The sequence below is a fragment of the Amycolatopsis sp. NPDC021455 genome (genome assembly GCF_040640995.1).
Taxonomy (GTDB): Bacteria; Actinomycetota; Actinomycetes; order Mycobacteriales; family Pseudonocardiaceae; genus Amycolatopsis.
In genome coordinates this window covers 1-15184 of sequence record NZ_JBFACT010000116.1, presented here as the reverse complement: position 1 = coordinate 15184, position 15184 = coordinate 1, and the positions used below count along the sequence as shown (strand labels likewise).

At 71.5% G+C, this 15184-nt stretch carries 17 protein-coding genes; 3 read left to right on the top strand and 14 right to left on the bottom strand.

What is annotated here, in order from left to right:
* Positions 1–136: 136 nt before the first annotated feature.
* Together AB0G28_RS47620 and AB0G28_RS47615 are read right to left on the bottom strand one after the other, a co-directional pair.
* Positions 137–394 carry a hypothetical protein gene (locus AB0G28_RS47620; protein ID WP_361105717.1) on the bottom strand — a complete coding sequence of 86 codons (258 nt, stop codon included), beginning with the start codon at positions 392–394 and terminating at the stop codon, positions 137–139.
* Between the two features lie 5 nt (positions 395–399).
* Positions 400–1587 carry a lytic murein transglycosylase gene (locus tag AB0G28_RS47615; RefSeq protein ID WP_361105714.1) on the bottom strand — a complete coding sequence of 396 codons (1188 nt, stop codon included), beginning with the start codon at positions 1585–1587 and terminating at the stop codon, positions 400–402.
* A 392-nt stretch (positions 1588–1979) separates the two neighbouring features.
* On the opposite strand from AB0G28_RS47615, the gene AB0G28_RS47610 reads away from it, so the two are divergent.
* Positions 1980–2654: a hypothetical protein gene (locus tag AB0G28_RS47610; RefSeq protein WP_361105711.1), complete on the top strand. Its 675-nt coding sequence runs from the start codon at positions 1980–1982 to the stop codon at positions 2652–2654.
* A gap of 2 nt (positions 2655–2656) precedes the next feature.
* On the opposite strand, the gene AB0G28_RS47605 is transcribed toward AB0G28_RS47610, so the two are convergent.
* On the bottom strand, positions 2657–3097 hold the full coding sequence (locus AB0G28_RS47605) for a GNAT family N-acetyltransferase (protein ID WP_361105708.1): 441 nt from the start codon (positions 3095–3097) through the stop codon (positions 2657–2659).
* A gap of 106 nt (positions 3098–3203) precedes the next feature.
* On the opposite strand from AB0G28_RS47605, the gene AB0G28_RS47600 reads away from it, so the two are divergent.
* On the top strand, positions 3204–3428 hold the full coding sequence (locus AB0G28_RS47600) for a hypothetical protein (protein WP_361105705.1): 225 nt from the start codon (positions 3204–3206) through the stop codon (positions 3426–3428).
* Between the two features lie 12 nt (positions 3429–3440).
* Here AB0G28_RS47600 and AB0G28_RS47595 read toward each other — a convergent pair whose 3' ends face one another.
* From AB0G28_RS47595 to AB0G28_RS47545, 11 genes are all read right to left on the bottom strand, one after another.
* On the bottom strand, positions 3441–4304 hold the full coding sequence (locus tag AB0G28_RS47595; protein WP_361105702.1) for a GDSL-type esterase/lipase family protein: 864 nt from the start codon (positions 4302–4304) through the stop codon (positions 3441–3443).
* Between the two features lie 62 nt (positions 4305–4366).
* Positions 4367–5866 (bottom strand): alpha/beta hydrolase, encoded by a 1500-nt coding sequence (locus AB0G28_RS47590; protein ID WP_361105699.1) that lies wholly within the window; start codon positions 5864–5866, stop codon positions 4367–4369.
* 273 nt (positions 5867–6139) lie between these two features.
* A complete protein-coding gene (locus AB0G28_RS47585; RefSeq protein WP_361105720.1) occupies positions 6140–6805 on the bottom strand; it encodes a hypothetical protein in 666 nt (221 codons plus the stop codon).
* A gap of 3 nt (positions 6806–6808) precedes the next feature.
* Positions 6809–7546 (bottom strand): hypothetical protein, encoded by a 738-nt coding sequence (locus tag AB0G28_RS47580; protein WP_361105696.1) that lies wholly within the window; start codon positions 7544–7546, stop codon positions 6809–6811.
* The gene (locus AB0G28_RS47575; protein WP_361105693.1) at positions 7546–8547 is read right to left on the bottom strand and encodes a substrate-binding domain-containing protein; all 1002 of its coding nucleotides are present in this window, start codon (positions 8545–8547) and stop codon (positions 7546–7548) included. The genes AB0G28_RS47580 and AB0G28_RS47575 overlap by 1 nt, the downstream gene beginning before the upstream one ends.
* 37 nt (positions 8548–8584) lie before the next feature.
* Positions 8585–9586, bottom strand: coding sequence for an ABC transporter permease (locus AB0G28_RS47570; protein ID WP_361105690.1), 1002 nt, complete (start codon positions 9584–9586; stop codon positions 8585–8587).
* Entirely contained in the window at positions 9583–11115 is a 1533-nt protein-coding gene (locus tag AB0G28_RS47565) for a sugar ABC transporter ATP-binding protein (protein ID WP_361105687.1), read from the bottom strand. Before AB0G28_RS47565 ends, AB0G28_RS47570 begins: the two co-directional genes overlap by 4 nt.
* A gap of 76 nt (positions 11116–11191) precedes the next feature.
* On the bottom strand, positions 11192–12214 hold the full coding sequence (locus tag AB0G28_RS47560; protein ID WP_361105684.1) for a LacI family DNA-binding transcriptional regulator: 1023 nt from the start codon (positions 12212–12214) through the stop codon (positions 11192–11194).
* A gap of 105 nt (positions 12215–12319) precedes the next feature.
* The gene (locus AB0G28_RS47555) at positions 12320–12658 is read right to left on the bottom strand and encodes a hypothetical protein (RefSeq protein ID WP_361105681.1); all 339 of its coding nucleotides are present in this window, start codon (positions 12656–12658) and stop codon (positions 12320–12322) included.
* 233 nt (positions 12659–12891) lie between these two features.
* On the bottom strand, positions 12892–13788 hold the full coding sequence (locus AB0G28_RS47550) for a hypothetical protein (RefSeq protein ID WP_361105678.1): 897 nt from the start codon (positions 13786–13788) through the stop codon (positions 12892–12894).
* A gap of 123 nt (positions 13789–13911) precedes the next feature.
* Entirely contained in the window at positions 13912–14376 is a 465-nt protein-coding gene (locus tag AB0G28_RS47545) for a GNAT family N-acetyltransferase (protein ID WP_361105675.1), read from the bottom strand.
* A 70-nt stretch (positions 14377–14446) separates the two neighbouring features.
* Here AB0G28_RS47545 and AB0G28_RS47540 point away from each other — a divergent pair, with 70 nt between their 5' ends.
* Positions 14447–15064 (top strand): TetR/AcrR family transcriptional regulator, encoded by a 618-nt coding sequence (locus AB0G28_RS47540; RefSeq protein WP_361105672.1) that lies wholly within the window; start codon positions 14447–14449, stop codon positions 15062–15064.
* Positions 15065–15184 lie beyond the last annotated feature (120 nt).

Here is a 15184-nt window from a genome sequence, read left to right as displayed (position 1 = left end):
GGGTGCGGCCCAACCCGCCCCGGGGGGGGGGGGGGGGCCCCCCCCCCCCCCCACGCCACATTGGGTGCGTTGGACGCACCCAACGCCACATTGGGGCGCTTGCCGGACTGCCGTCGGTGAACCTCGGAACCGGGCGCTAGCGGCGGCTGCGCCGGCGCAACCGCCGCCGCTCCTGCCCGGGGACCGTCGGTGGTTCGCCGCTGTCTCCGCGCAGGATGTCGCGGCACACCGGGTCGAACCGGCCGGGCGCTTCGATCATCGGTGCCGCCAGCACCACGTGCCCGCACACCGCGCGGAACCGCCCGTCGTGCCGCCCCGCCGCGAACTCCTCCTCGGTGACGGCGTGGGTGTAGCCGTCGGTGTCGCAGCGGATGTGCACCAGGAACGGCTCCACCGGGCTCACCCCGCCGGGCTGGTGGTGGTCGTTTCGGTCGGGGTGCCCGCGGAGTCGGCCGGGGTGTTGGCCGCGGTCGTCGCCGGTGGCGTGGTGGTGGTCGACGTCGTCGCCGGCGGCGTGGTGGGCGTCGTCGGCGTCGTCGGCGTCGTCGGATCCGGGGTCGGGGTCGGATCCGGGGTCGGGGTCGGCTTGGTGGACGGCGGGGTCGTCGTCCCGGGCGGGGTGCTGCCGGTCGGCAGTGAGCCCGGCGGCAGCGCGGTCACCGGCGGCGGAGTCACGGGCGGTGCCGGGGGAGCGGGGACGCCGACCGGGCTTCCTGCCGCGGCGGCGTCCGGGGCGGCGGGCGCGCCGATCGGCACCTGGCTGTCGGGCAGCTGGGCCACCCCGCCGCGGTAGGCCGCGGCCCACGCCATCACCGTGTCCACATAGGACTGCGAGTTGTTGTAGCGGCGCACGGCGATGCGCTGCCCCGCGTCCGTCGAGAGGTCCAGGCCACCCGAGCACAGGTAGCGCGCGGTGGCCAGTGCCTCGTCGTAGATGTTGTTCGGGTTCGACACGCCGTCGCCGTTGCCGTCGGAGGCGTAGCCGCGCCACGTCGACGGGATGAACTGCGTCGGGCCGACCGCGCGGTCCCACACGGGGTCGCCGTCGTACTTGCCGCCGTCGGTGTCCCGGATCGCGGCGAACGCGCCGGCACCGTTGAGCACCGGGCCGAGGATCGGCTCGAGCGTGTCGCCCGCCGCGTTGACGTAGCCGCCGCGGGCGTGGTTCGACTCGATCCGGCCGATGCTGGCGATCAGCGCCCAGTCGAGGTGGCAGTTCGGTTGTTCCTTGGCGAGGATGTCCGCGGCGTTCTTGTACGCCTTCAGCATGCTGGCCGGGATGCCGAGCGGCCCGGAGATACCCGCCGAGCCGGCGCGCCCGCCCGGCACGACCAGCGGTTCGGGCAGCGGCGGCTGGGGCAGGCTGCCGTCGACGGCGATCGGCGGCATGACGATGTTCGGCTGCTGGAGCGGCGAGGCGGCCCGGTCGGGCAGGGAGTTGCCGTTGCCGGCGTCGGCGACCACGACCGGCGTCGGCAAGCCGGTCGTCAACGTGGGCAGCACGACGAGCGCCCCACCCGCGAGCGCGGCCGCGGTCCGCCGGACCGCCGATCGCGTGCTCTTGCGACGTGGCCGGTGCTTCGGCATGGTCGTCCCCGCTTCCCTCGATCTGTCGCTGATCGCCTCACCCGATCGGCCTCACCCACCGGTACTGACCGGTAGGAGCAAGCTATCCGATGGAACCGAACTTTGGCGAATGGAACAGCGAAAAGCGGCCGTCGCGGAGAAGTTCGTCTGGATGGCACAAAACCTTCGTAGGAAATCTGTCGGATTCACCAGGATTTGACGGGGTGCGGGGCAGGTTTGCCCTGCGTGTTCCGCGCGGAAGCGTCCGCCGTCGATCTGCCCACTGCCGAACGCCCTGCGCCGGGACGGTTTGAACCGCGGGTGAACGAGCCTTTACAGGACACCGAACCATTCCTATGATCGGCCGTCCGGACGCGTTGCCGCCGTCCGGTCGGCCCATGGTGGAGGGTTTGATGGCACGCAGGGCTCCGCGCCGAGAGCAGGTCACCGTCGCCGACCTGCTGGTCCGGTCCGACGCGGCGCGCGACCGTTACCGCGACGAGGACACCCTCGTGCTTCCGCGGGCGCGCCACCGGGAGAAACCGCAGGGACTGCGTTCGCTGACGCGGCTGCGGGTGTTCTCCATGGTCGCCGGCGCACTCGCGCTTACGGGCGGGGTCAGCGCGGCGGTGTCGATGCCGGTCGAGCGCAACGCGGGCGCGACCTGGCCGCCGGTCGGCCTGGAACCCCCGCCGGTCGCGCTGGTGCCGTTGCCGCTGCCGGCGCACGTCGTGGCACCGCCGGCCAAGCCGGCTCCGGAATCCGTGGCACCACCCGCGCAGCCGGGGGGAATTTCCCCGGCCACCGTCGATCCGGTGTCGAATTCCGTCACCCCGGCTGGGCAGCGCGGGAAGCTGGCTCGGGCGGTGAAGGTCGTCTCCAAGACGAAGGTGCCGGGCTTGGCGAAACCCAAGTCGCACCAGCAGCAGGTGATGCCGGTGCGGCACGAGATCCCGGACGTCCCGCTCTGGTCGCGTGGCCGCCCGGCGGGCCCGGACTGGCAGGCGGCGTTCGCGGGCCGCCGCCCCGGCGGGTACTTCGACGGCGGGCACCACGGGTGCGGCGGCGGAGGACGGCACCGCCGCTGACGTCAGGGACCGAGCGGAATCTGGTACTGCATGAACCCCTTGTCGAGCGCGACCTGGTCGTAGAGCCGCCGGGCGGTGGTGTTGGAAGTCCGCGTGTGCCAGTGGACCCGGACGCAACCATGAGCCGTCGCCCACGCGGCCACGGCTTCGATGAGGGCCCGGCCGGCCCCGCGTCCCCGGGCTTTCGGGTCGGTGAAGAGGTCTTGCAGGTAGCAGACATCGGCCGACGTGGTGCCGGCGTGGGTGAGGAAGTGGGCGATGCCGACGAGTTCGCCGTCGAGCCGCGCGCCCAGTGCGTGCATCCGCTCGCCGCGCGCGAACTCCCGCCACGCCCTGTCCACCCACTCCGGCGCGAGTGTCCTGCCGGAGAAAGTGCTGTAGCCGGCGAACAGGTTTTCCCAGGTCGCGCGGTCGTCGGCGGTCAGGCCCCCAGTGCTGATCATGCGGCGAGGCTGAATGTACCGGACAGAACTCGCCAGTAAGGTGACGAACCCGAATCAGATTCATAGACTCGGGGCCCCGGTCGGCAAAGCAAAGCGGAGGTTCCCGATGGCGCGCACGGCGCACCGTGCCAGTGGCAGGCCCGTCACGGTGGGGGAGCTGATGCTCCGGCCGGATGTCCACGGCAGGCGCCGCCCCGAAGACCTCGAGGTGCTGGAACTCGCCTACCGGATGCGACGCAGGATCGGCCCGGAGCCGGTGGTCAGCGTGCCGTCCCCGGGTGCTCGCGCGCTCGCGGTGGTCACCGGCCTGTGGCGGCGCAAGCCGCGGTAACCGCGCCGGTAATCAATGGAGAGCGACGGCCACGGCGAGCGCGGTGGCCAAAGCCCGGTGCCCGGCGGCCGTGGGGTGAACATCGCAACCCCCGCCCGGTAGCGGAATCAGCAATCCGGCCGCGCACGGATCTCCGCCGGCACGCAGGGAAGCCAGCCGAAATGCCGTGAAGCCGTCCGCGACAAATCCGTGGAAACGACGGGTCACCTGGGTCAAAGCCGCGTCGATGGCTTTCACCTGCGTGACCTGCGCCTGATCGCGGTAGTCGAGCGAGTAGTACGACACCAGCGCCAGGTCGCCGCGGTAGTGGGCACGCACGGCCGCGAGGATGGCCGAGAGGTTGCGGCTCACCCGGTCGAGCGCGGCCGGGAACGAGCTCGTGCAGTGGTCCGGCGTGGTGTCCTGGCAGAGGAACATGTCGTTGGCGCCGATGGTCAGCGTCACGAGCCGGGTGTCCGGGTGGGTTCGCAGGTACTGCACCGCGTACTCGACCTGGGTACCGGGATAGCTGACGTGCAGCGGGAACGATGTCCGGTAGCCGGCCGGGGAACCGAGGGAGTTCTCGCAGCCGTTGCTCTGCGCGCCCGGTGTCAGCATGCTCGCCGTCGTTTCGCCGGGGCAGGACGCGTTCGCCAGCCGAAGCCCGCGCAGGGACGCGTATTTCTCCGCGTATCCACGGAAGTTGGCCGGGTTCAGGTAGTCCGGGAGCGGTGTCACGGCACCCGGCCGGTACCCGAACGCCACCGAATCGCCGAGGGCGAGGTAGCCGCCGTGGGCCGGCCTGGCTTCCGCCGGCGCCGTCGTCAGCGTAGCCAGCGCGAGGATGGCCGCCGCTCCGGTGAGGATCCGGTGGAAAGTCCTGCTCCTGAACCCCATGTCCGGCTCCCTTCCCCGCTCCGTCGCGTGGCCGGAATCGATTGTGCCACGCGACGGAAGCGTCAGAAGCCGGTCGTCGGCGGCAGTTTCGGGCCGGCGACCCGGGACTGCGGTGGGGTCGGCTCGACCGCGGCGCAGTGCGTGCCCCTGGCCGGGAGCTTGCCGGTGATCAGGTAGTCGTCGGTCGCCTTGGTCACGCACTCGCTGTGCTTGAAGTACGCGCCGTGGCCCCAGCCGTCGTAGGTGAGCAGCGTGCTGCCGCTCTGCCGGGCCGCGGTCCGCGACCACGCGTACGGGGTCGCGGGGTCGTGCTTGCTGCTCAGCATCAGCAGCGGCGGCGCGCCGTGCAGCCACAGCGGGTGCTGCGGGTTGTCGGTCCGCTCCGGCCAGCCGACGCAGCCGGTGATCGAGGTCCAGGCCAGGTTGTTGACCTTGATGTCCGGGGCGAGCGCCGCGGCCGCGCGGCGGTAGGTCTCGAGTTCGGCGAAGTTGTGGACCGGCAGCTTCCAGTCGTCGCAGAACACGCTCCGGAACACGTTGTTGACCGGGATGTCTTCCTTCAGCTTCGCCGACACGGCCGGCTTGGTGCCGTCCGCGTACGCCTTGAGCGTCTCCGCCAGCAGGTCCCAGTCCGGGCCGTAGAAATGGGCACGGATGAGCGACGCGAGATCCAGCGGCGTGATCAGCTCACCGCTCTGCGGGTCCTTCAGCTCCCCGCGCGCGGCCTTGTCCTGGAGTGCGCGCGTCACCTTGGAGACGTCCTGTCCGTGCAGGGCACAGCGCGGCGTGCGGCCGCACCACGCGGCGAACTCGCCGAACGCCGCCTGCATCGACTGCGTTTCGCTGTTCAGGAACTCCCATGCGGTGAACTGCGAGTGGTCCATGTTGCTGTCCAGCACGAGCGCGCGGACCTTGTCCGGGAACAGTTCGGCGTACTGCTGGCCCATCAGCGTGCCGTAGGAGACGCCGTAATAGGTCAGCTTGCGCTCGCCGAGCGCGGCGCGGATGGCGTCCATGTCCCGTGCGACGCTTGCGGTGTCGCCGAACTTCGCCAGCGGCCCGGTGAGCCGGGCGCAGCTTTCGCCGAGCTTCCGGTTGTACTGCGCGAGCTGGTCGAACTCGGCCTGGTTGCGCGGCACCACCGGGTGGTCGGCGATCAACTCGTCGAGCCCGCACTTGATCTGGGTGCTGGCACCGACGCCGCGCGGGTCGAAGCCGACGGTGTCGAACCGCTTGGTGATCTCCGGCGAGAGCGCGAAGCCGTACTTGACCGCGTCCGCACCCTCTCCGCCGGGGCCACCCGGGTTCATCAGGATCGAGCCGATCCTGGCTTGCGGGTCGGTGGCCTTGCGCCGGGCCAGCGCGATCGTCGTGGTGCCGCGGTCGGGGTGGGCCCAGTCGATCGGCACGGTCACCGTGCCGCAGTCGGCCTCCGGCACGTCCGCGCACGGCTTCCAGTCGACGGCTTCGGCCGCCTCCGCCGCCGGTGCCGCCGTCAACAGGCCGCCCAGTACCGCGGTCGCCGCCACGGCCGTCAACAGTCGCTTGCCCACTCCCGCCATCGCCAGCCCCTCCCCTTACCCACGGTGCCTGACCCACTCCAATAAATCACCGATCCGGCGCTCGCGCCAGCTTCCCAGGTGAACCGCCCTGAAGTGTCCATAATGGACGATCGACACCGCGCGCCGGCCGATGAGGCTGACCCCCAGGTGCAGTCTCTTCGGACCGGCGCGCGGCATTGTCGCCGACCGTAAAAGCTCAAGCAAGGTCGAAGTCAACCGCCGAATCGAGCAGCCCCCGTTTTCCACGCTACCGGTGGGTACCGACAGTTTCGCTCAGCCGCGGGTGAACTCGTCCAGGGTCATCCCCAACAGGTCGCACACCTCCCTCAACTCGGCTCGCCGGTCACCCGGCACGGCGTGGATGTGGTTGGCGCCGAAGCGGGCGAGGAACGTTTCCGCGGGCACGTCGAGCCGGGCGAACGCGTGGGGCCACTCCGGCGTCGACCGCGCTTCCAGCGCCGAGGTCGTGGCCTCGTCGTAGTTCTCGAACTCGCCCAGCATCAGCTGCATGCGGTAGGCGCCGTCGAGCCGGGTCAGCCGGGCCAGTGTCATCCGCCCCGGTGCGGCGATGTGGTGCACCGACCCGCCGCCGGCCGGGAAGAAGAACACCGCCGGGTGCAGGGTCACGCGGGCCAGGTTCTCCGCCGGGTCGTCGCTGCGCGCGGCGAACCAGGTCGCGTGCTGGCCGGAGTTGCACAGGTCCCAGATGTCCCGGTCCGCGTGGTGGTGGCGGACGTCGGCGAACAGCACCGGCGTGCCCGACAGGTGCTTCATCAGCTGCATGGTCAGCGCGCCGTCCATGTCCGCCTCGGTCGCGCACACGTGGGTCTCCTTCGGCCCGTTCCAGTCGTACGGGTCGTTGAGGAACGCCTCGGCGACGTCCATCGTCGCGAAGTGCCGCGTCAGCTCGGGCTGGCCCTTGACGCCGGTGAAGTCCAGGTGTCACTCGTCGACGAGCGACCGCATCGCGAGGTACGCCCCGATCTGCCGCTCCAGCAGCTCGGGAGTCAGCTTGACGCCGTCGTAGCGCACGGTCGCGTGCCGCTCCAGCCACTCCCGCGCCCGCCGCTTCTCCGCCGGGTCGGCCGCTTCGGCGCGCCGGACGATCTCCCACTGGTCGATCTCCTCGACGTCGACGCCGAACTGCCGCTGCCACTGGTCGGTGTTGGCGACGGCGGTGTTCATCCCCATCGGCCGGCCCCCGATCCGGCCGAACGTGCTGCCGCGCAGCCTCGCCACGGCGGCCGCCGCGTTCCCGCGCGTCCCGATCGCGGCGGCGACGGACGGCGGGTCGCCCCGGAGCCGGGTGTGCCGCCGCCCGATCTGGTCCAGCGCGCCGCCCGCGGCGAGCATCCCGACCATGCCGGGCTGCACCGGATCCGGGCTCGCCACCAGGACCAGCGGCCCGCTGAGCGTATCCGCGGCGAGCATCGTGAAGTGCGGGAACGCCCAGACGCAGTAGTGCAGCACGGTCAGGTCCACCCCGGCCGCCTCGATCTCGCGGGCGACCGAGCCGGCCACCGTGTTGGCGAACACCGGCGTCGAGGCCCGGACGACCTCGTGGCCCGCTTCGGCGAGGGCCGCGGCCAGCCTGTCCTCGGCGCCGCGGACGAACTCCACAAGTCCACTGTGGACGTAGTCGCGGCCGTCGGAGAGGCTGATCAAGCCGATGCGTGCCATCAGCGGTTGGCTTTCGCGTACACCTCGGCGGCGTTGGCCCGGGTGACGAGCTGCGTCGGCAGCAGCTGCGTCTTCGGCGGCTTGGCGCAGTCGAGCAGGATGCTCTTCGCGGACGCCACCGCTTCGCGGCCGCCCGTCGGGTAGACGAACGTCGCCTCGAGGCGGCCGGCTTCGACCGCCTTGATCCCGCCGGGCGGGATCGGCAGGCCGTCGATGCCGAGGAACTTGACCCGCGGGACCAGGCCCGCTGCCTTCGCCGCGAGGTAGGCGCCTTCGGCCATCGGGTCGTTCTGGGCGTAGACGGCCTGGATCTCCGGGTGCGCCTTGAAGATCGCGTCCGCCTGCTGCTGGGCCTTCTCGCGCAGCCAGTCACCGTCCACAGTGGTCACGATGTCGATGCCGCGGCCCTCGATGCCCTTCGCGAAGCCGTCCTGGCGTTCCTTGGCCGGGGTGGACCCGGCGAGCCCACGGATCTCGGCGATCTTCCCGCCGTGCGGCAGGATCTCGTCCGCCAGGTACTGCCCGGCCTGCCGTCCGATGTCGACGTTGTCGGCGCCGATCCACTGCGTGTACGCGTCGCCGTCGACCTTGCGGTCCAGCACCAGGACCGGGATGCCCTTGTCGTAGGCCTTCTTCACCACCGCCGTCAGCGGGGTCGCCTCGTTGGGGCTGATGATCAGCAGGTCGATCCGCCGGGTCAGGAAGTTCTCGACGTCGGCGACCTGCTTGGCGTTGTCCTGCTGCGCGTCGGCGAACTCGACGGTGAACTGCGGGTACTGCCTGGCCGCCCGCGCGATGTCGTCGTTCATCTGCTTGCGGTACGGCTCGCCGAGGTTGGCCTGGCTGACCCCGATGGTGTACTCGCCGTCCTGGCCCCGGCAGGCCCGCGCGGACGTCGAAGCGCCTTGGCCGGAGTTCTCGTGCGTGGTGCCGCAGGCGGTCGCGGCCAGGACGAGCACGAGGATCGCCCAGTGCTTTATCGCCCAGTGCTTTCCGGACATTTCCTTCTTCCCCTCTTTTCGCATTCAAGGCTCGCGGTCAAGACACCGGACGCAGCCGCTGCAGTCCGGCGGCGGCGACGATCACCAGGCCCTTGATCAGCAGCTGCACGTTCGGGTCGACGCCGGTGAGCGCAAGGATGTTGTTGAGCACGCCCAGCAGGAGCGCGCCGGCGACGGTGCCCGACACCGAGCCGCGGCCGCCCGACAGCGCGGTGCCGCCGATCACGACGGCGGCGATGGCGTCGAGCTCGTAACCGCTGCCGTCGTTCGGGCTGCCCTGGTTCAGCTGGCCGGCGTGGACGATCCCGGCGAGCGCGGCCAGCAGCCCGCTCAGCCCGTAGACCAGCACCTTGACCCGCGTGACGGCGACGCCCGACAGGCGCGCGGCCTTCTCGTTGCCGCCGATCGCGTAGACGTGCCGGGCGAACGCGCTGGTGCGCAGGAAAACGATGGCCGCGACGGCGACCACGGCGAAGATCACCGCCGGGATCGGTACCAGCCCGTTGAACGTCCGTTCGCCGAGCAGGGAGAACGCGACGGGCGCCTCACCGGGGCCGTCGCCGTAGGAAATCTGCACGCCCTGGCCGCCCGACCAGATCCGGGCGAGCCCGCGGGCGACCTGCAGCCCGGCCAGCGTGACGATGAACGCCTGGATGCCGAACACCGCCGACGCGACTCCCTGCAGCAGGCCGAAGACCAGGCCCGCGGCGAGCACGACGAGCACCGCCGGGAGCACGCCGAGGCCGTCGTCGACGAGCAGGACCGCCGAGCCGACCGCGGCGAGCCCGAGCACCGCGCCGACCGACAGGTCGATCCCGCCGATCAGGATCACGAACGTCATGCCCACGGCGATGATGCCGATCTCGGAGATCGCGCGGACGACGTTGAAGAGGTTGCCGCTGGTGAGGAAGTCCGGGAAGCCGTCGTGGGACGGCGAGAACGCGATCGCCGCCGCGAGCACGAGCACCAGGCCGAACAGGCTCTGGAAGCGGAACAGCGCGTTCGTGACGCGGCCGGGCAGGAACTCGGTGGTGGTCATGGGCTCCCCCGGCCGCTCATCGCGGCGAGCAGCTCGGCCTCTCCGGCGTCGTGCGTGTCGAGCTCCTGGCCGCCGCGGCCTTCGTGCAGGACGACGACGCGGTCGCACAGCCCGGCCAGCTCGGCGGGTTCGGACGAGGCGAGCAGCACGCCGATGCCCAGCGCGGCCGCGGCCGCCAGCAGCTGGTAGATCTCCGCCTTCGCGCCGACGTCGACGCCGCGGGTGGGCTCGTCGAGCAGCAGCAGGGCCGGCTCGGTGAGCAGCGCCCGGCCGAGGACGACCTTCTGCTGGTTGCCGCCCGAGAGCGTGCCGGCCGGATCGGCGAGCGCGCCCTTCACCTTCAGCTCGCCGAGCACCCCGGCCGCGGCTTCGTTCTCGCGTCGCCGGGTCAGCAGGCCCGCCGTCGCCAATCTGTCCACAACAGACAGTACGGTGTTGGCGCGGACCGAATGGTCCAAGGCCAGGCCCGCGATCCGGCGGTCCTCGGGCACCAGCGCGAGCCCGAGCTTGACGGCGTGCCGCGGGCTGCTCGGCCGGATCTCCCGGCCACGGAGGGACACGCGCCCCCGCCACGGCCCGGGCGTGCCCGCACCGAACAGCGTCTCCAGCAGTTCGGTGCGGCCCGAGCCCAGCAATCCGCCGAGGCCGACGATCTCCCCGGCGCGCACGGTGAGCGAGATGCCGCCGGGTTCGCGGCGGCCGGGCCGGTGCCGTCGCGGGCGCACCGCGAAGTCCTCGAGGCGAAGCAGTTCACCGCCCGTTTCGCCGTGCTTGACACGGAACAGCGCCTCGACCGGGCGGCCGAGCATCGCTTCGGTGACCTGCTCGACGGTCAGGTCGCGCGCGGCGAATTCCCCGGCGACGCGGCCGTTGCGCAGCACGGTGGCCCGGTCGGCGATCCGCCCGATTTCCTCCAGTCGGTGGGAAATGTAGACGATCCCGGCGCCCGCGTCGCGCAGTTCGCCGATCACCTCGAACATCCGCTCGGCCTCGGCGCCGGTGAGCGCGGACGTCGGCTCGTCCATGACCAGCACACGGGCGTCGAGGGCGAGTGCCTTGGCGATGGCGACGAGCTGCTGTTCGCCGGTGCGCAGCTCGCCGACGGCGCGTTTCGGGTCGAGCGTGATCCCCGTGCGGGCCAGCAGTTCCCGCGTCTCGCGGTGCGTCTTCCGCCGCGCGACCGTGCCGGCCTTCGTGTGCGGCTCGCGGCCGAGGAAGACGTTGTCGGCGATCGAAAGCCCGGGCACGAGGTCGAGCTCCTGCGGGATCATGGCGATGCCGTGCCGTTGCGCGTCGGCGGGCCCGCCGAAGACGACGGGCTCGCCGTCGATTTCGACGGTGCCGCGGTACCCGGTGACGTCGCCGGAGAGGATCCGCATCAGCGTCGACTTGCCGGCGCCGTTTTCCCCGAGCAGCGCGTGCACCTCACCGCGGCGCACGGTGAAGCCGACGTGGTCGCACGCGAGCGTGCCGCCGTAGGCCTTGCTGACGCCGGTCATCGCGACCAGCGGAGTACCCGGCTCTTCCATGACACCCCTCGCGTCGGCGGAAGATGGGAGTAATCGATTACTCGACGCTAGGGCGGGCGCGGGGGTGTGTCAAGCGTCACTTCGGGCGGACCTTCGGGCCGGATCGGCGGGCCGAACTGGCCCGGACGACGAGCCGGGCCGCCATCGTCGTCGTGCTCGCCGGGCGGTCGCCGCCGTCGGCGATGCGGTCGAGCAGCAGGCGCGCCGCCAGCCGGCCCATCGCGTAGGCCGGTTGAGCGAGGACCGTCAACGCCGGGGAAATCAAGGTCGCCCACGGTGCTTCGTCGAACGAAACGATGCCGACGTCCTGGCCCGGACGCAGGTCCAACTCGGCCATCGCCTGCAGCACGCCCACCGCCATCGTGCTGCTCGACACCAGGAGCGCGTCCGGCCGGCCGGGTCTGGTCAACAGTCCGGTGGCGGCTTCCCGGCCGCCGGTTTCGCGGAATTCGCAGCGCCGCACCAGTTTCGTCGAGTATTTCCGGCGTGCTTCGCGAAGTCCCTCGCGGTAACCGTCGAGGCGCTCGTCCGCCGTGGTGACGCCCGGCGGGCCGGCGACGCAGCCGATCCGCCGGTAGCCCCGGGAAACCAGGTGCCGGACGGCTTCCCGGGCGGCGGTGCGGGAGTCCACGAGCACCGCGTCGCAGTCCGCCGAGCCGAGGCGGCGGTCGATCGTCACGATCGGCGTGCGGTGCGCGACCAGCGGACCGACGTCGCTGTCCCGGGTGGTCGGCGACATGATCACGCCCGCGAGCCGCTCCTGCGCCGCCACTTCGACGTACCGGCGTTCCTTGGCGGTGTTTTCGTCCGAATTGCACAGCATCACCGAGAAACCCGCGGCCTGCGCCACGTCCTCGACCCCGCGCGCGATGGCCGTGAAGAACGGGTTCTCGACGTCGGAGATGATCAGCGCGAGCACCGCGGTTTCGCGGCGGCGCAGGCTGCGCGCGAGGCCGTTCGGCGTGTAGCCGAGCTCCGCCACCGCCCCGGCCACCCGCTCGGCCAGCGCCGGGTCCACTGTGGACTTGCCGTTGAGTACCCGTGACACGGTCGCGGTCGAGACTCCGGCCAGTGCCGCCACGTCCGAGATCGTCGCCACCCGCGCCCTCGTTCGCTCTCGTCGCCCACAGTGTGTCAGGGGCCACCATAGCGCCGAGGTAATCGATTTCCCGCATCTTGGTCCGAAGGAAGGAGTGGCCCTTGCCTACCGGGCTGACCTGCGGCTGGTGGCGGCACCGCGCCAACCGCGTCCCGCGGCCAGGCCCCGGTAGTGCTCCAAGGCCGCCACGGACTCGGTGACCTGCTCGAAGCTGGGCAGCGCGCGGACGTTCGCGACGAGCGTCATGTCCTTGCGCGGGATTTGGATGAAGCACACCTCGACGCCGGACCGTTCGGCCTCGGCGGCGACGAGCTCTCGCCAGCTGTCGAGGTCGTAGTCGTCGCCGAGCCATTCGTGCAGGTAGACGCACCACTTGCCGCGCAACAGCTCGCCCGCGATGGCTTCGACGCCGACCAGGTACGGCTCGGTCACGTGGTCGGCCATGACCGTTCCCCGGAACACCAAGGCACTGCATCCCTCCTGCACCCCGGCGGTGACCCCTACCGCCGGAAAGCGCTCTCGGGTTGCCTCCCCGCTCCGCCGAGCAGCGCGAACCCCGGTGGCCGATGACTGGGCACCGGGGTCCGCCAACTTACCGGTGGATTTGGTTCACAGCAACCACTTCCCGAGATCATCGGAAAGCGCGTGCACAATCCGCGTGCGGATGCACGTGCCGATCATCGCAGGCACGTGCGCAGGAGGTTGGGCGAGCCGCCGAAGTAGGCGCTGTCGGCGACGTACAGCGTGTCACCGCGGACGGCGACCGACGTCGGGTTGGCCAGACCGTCCGAAGTGGACAGTATGGTCCGGGTGCCGTGGCGGTCGACGGTGACGACCCGGTTCTCCTGGTTGACCGCCACCACCACGGTGTCGCCGTGGAAGGCGAAGTCGTCGACCGGCCCGAGCCCGGTGACGACGACCCGGCCCGGCGCTCCGGTGAGCGGGAACCGGACCAGCGTGCCGCGGTCCAGGTTGGACACCCACACCGCGCCGTCGTGGACTTTCACGCCGTTCGCGCCGAAGCCGCTCACCGGGGCGAGCAGTTCGCCGGTGGCCCAGTCGGTGACCCGCCCGGTGCTCGGCGAGACCCGGCGGACGACCGAGCCGAACGAGTCGGCGACGAAGAGGTCGCCGCCGGCGGGATCGAGCGCGACGCCGTTCTGGAAGCCGGACGGCGGCAGCGCGGCCACCCGCACCGGCGCGGTTCCGGGCCGGACGCGGTAGAGGCCGGTCGCCGCCGTGCCGGTGGAAACGGCGACGTACAGGTCGCCGCCGGGAGCCCGGACGATGCCGCCGAGGAACAGCTTCCGGTGCACCACGGGGACGTCGCCGTCGGCGGGGACGGGAATCCGGGCGAGGACGCTCACCCGTCCATCGGGGGTGACCCGGCCGATTTCGCCGGTGTAGGCGAAAGTGAGGTCGGCGGAGCCGTCGGGCTGCAGCGCGATGTTTTCCGGCTGCTGCCCGGCGGCGAGGTCGAGGGGGACGATCCTCGGCGTCGCTCCGGCGGGTGCGGCCGGCAGGGCGAACACGGCGGCCGCGGCCAGCGCGACGCCGATCTGCTTGATACGCAAGGGAAACTCCGGTTCGTGACGGGAACGGCGAAAAGAACCCCAGATCGCCGTGCCTTCCGAAGGTAAGCCCGATGCGCGTGCCGCCGCCAATAGGTCACCGTGGGGCGGCCATCGGAAAACCGATCACAGATCTCGCGCGAAGCAGCGCGACAGCGGTTCTCCGCGGTAGGGCCCGTAGGCCTCGATCGGTTCGTAGCCTTCGCGCTGGTAGAAGCGGATCGCGTCGGGCTGTCCGGTGCCGGTCTCCAGCAGCAGCCGGGTGATGCCGAGGTCGCGCGCGTGGTCTTCGAGCGCGCGCAGCAGCGCGGCCGCGACGCCGGTGCCGCGGGCCGCCGGCTCGACGTACATGCGCTTGACCTCGCCCGATCCCGGCCCCAGGAGCCGGATCCCGCCGCAGCCGAGGGCGGTCCCCGCCGCGTCCCGGGCGACGAGGAACACCGCGACGGTCTCGGCGGTGGGCAGGGCGCCCGGCTCGTGGTCGTCGGTGCCGTAGCGGGCGTCGAGCTCGGTCCGCTGGGCTTCGCGCAGGCGGACGGCGTCAGGATCGCCCCAGGTCACCGGGGTGATCGTCAATGTGCTTTCGAGCATCGGGTCGCACTCCCTGTTCCGTAACAGTTGTTACCGTAGCACCTGTTACGCTTCCCGGGAAGGAGGCTGGATGCCGAAGCAGCGTGACGTGCGGGCGCAACGGGAACTGCTGTCGAACGCGACGTGGCAGGTGCTCGCCGAAGACGGCCTGCCGGGGTTGACGCTGCGCGCGGTGGCCGAGCGCGCCGGCTGCACCACCGGGCTGGTCATGCACACGTTCCCGACCAAGAAGGCGCTGCTGCTGCACGCGCGTGACCTGCTCTACGAACGCACGGCCGTCCGCGCGGACGCGGCCGAAGCGGCGAGCGCCGACGCCACTGGCGCGTTGACGGCGGTGCTCGGCCAGGCGGTCGACCTACCGCACGGCCACCACGAGGAGTCCCGGGTGTGGGTGGGTTTCCTCGCCGCGGCCCTGGCCGACGAGGACCTGGCCGACCGCCACCGCGCGGCGAACCACTCGTTTCTCGCCCGGATCCGCCGGCTGGTCGCGGCGGTCCGTCCGGAGTGGACGGACGAACAGCTCGAGCGGGCGACGAAGGGCTTGGTGGCGCTGGTGGAAGGCCTGAACGTCCTGGCCGCGGCCGACCCGGCGGCCTACCCGGCGCCGGTGCAGCGGGACGTGCTGGCGAAGGCGCTCGCGGAGGTCACGCGGCCGGGCCGAACCGGCGGCGGTAAGCGCTCGGGCTGAGGCGACGGTGTTCGACGTCTGGGCGTTGCGCCCCAATGTGGCGTTCGTGCGTTGAGCGCACCCAATGTGGCGTTGGGGGGGGGGGGCGGAAACCAAGCCCCCGTTGGGGGGTTTGCAAGG

Bases quoted from the DNA above. Each gene is read 5' to 3' on its own strand.
- AB0G28_RS47615 (WP_361105714.1), bottom strand. From the start codon at position 1,587: ATGCCGAAGCACCGGCCACGTCGCAAGAGCACGCGATCGGCGGTCCGG.
- AB0G28_RS47610 (WP_361105711.1), top strand. From the start codon at position 1,980: ATGGCACGCAGGGCTCCGCGCCGAGAGCAGGTCACCGTCGCCGACCTG.
- AB0G28_RS47605 (WP_361105708.1), bottom strand. From the start codon at position 3,097: ATGATCAGCACTGGGGGCCTGACCGCCGACGACCGCGCGACCTGGGAA.
- AB0G28_RS47600 (WP_361105705.1), top strand. From the start codon at position 3,204: ATGGCGCGCACGGCGCACCGTGCCAGTGGCAGGCCCGTCACGGTGGGG.
- AB0G28_RS47595 (WP_361105702.1), bottom strand. From the start codon at position 4,304: ATGGGGTTCAGGAGCAGGACTTTCCACCGGATCCTCACCGGAGCGGCG.
- AB0G28_RS47590 (WP_361105699.1), bottom strand. From the start codon at position 5,866: ATGGCGGGAGTGGGCAAGCGACTGTTGACGGCCGTGGCGGCGACCGCG.
- AB0G28_RS47580 (WP_361105696.1), bottom strand. From the start codon at position 7,546: ATGGCACGCATCGGCTTGATCAGCCTCTCCGACGGCCGCGACTACGTC.
- AB0G28_RS47575 (WP_361105693.1), bottom strand. From the start codon at position 8,547: ATGTCCGGAAAGCACTGGGCGATAAAGCACTGGGCGATCCTCGTGCTC.
- AB0G28_RS47570 (WP_361105690.1), bottom strand. From the start codon at position 9,586: ATGACCACCACCGAGTTCCTGCCCGGCCGCGTCACGAACGCGCTGTTC.
- AB0G28_RS47565 (WP_361105687.1), bottom strand. From the start codon at position 11,115: ATGGAAGAGCCGGGTACTCCGCTGGTCGCGATGACCGGCGTCAGCAAG.
- AB0G28_RS47555 (WP_361105681.1), bottom strand. From the start codon at position 12,658: ATGGCCGACCACGTGACCGAGCCGTACCTGGTCGGCGTCGAAGCCATC.
- AB0G28_RS47545 (WP_361105675.1), bottom strand. From the start codon at position 14,376: ATGCTCGAAAGCACATTGACGATCACCCCGGTGACCTGGGGCGATCCT.
- AB0G28_RS47540 (WP_361105672.1), top strand. From the start codon at position 14,447: ATGCCGAAGCAGCGTGACGTGCGGGCGCAACGGGAACTGCTGTCGAAC.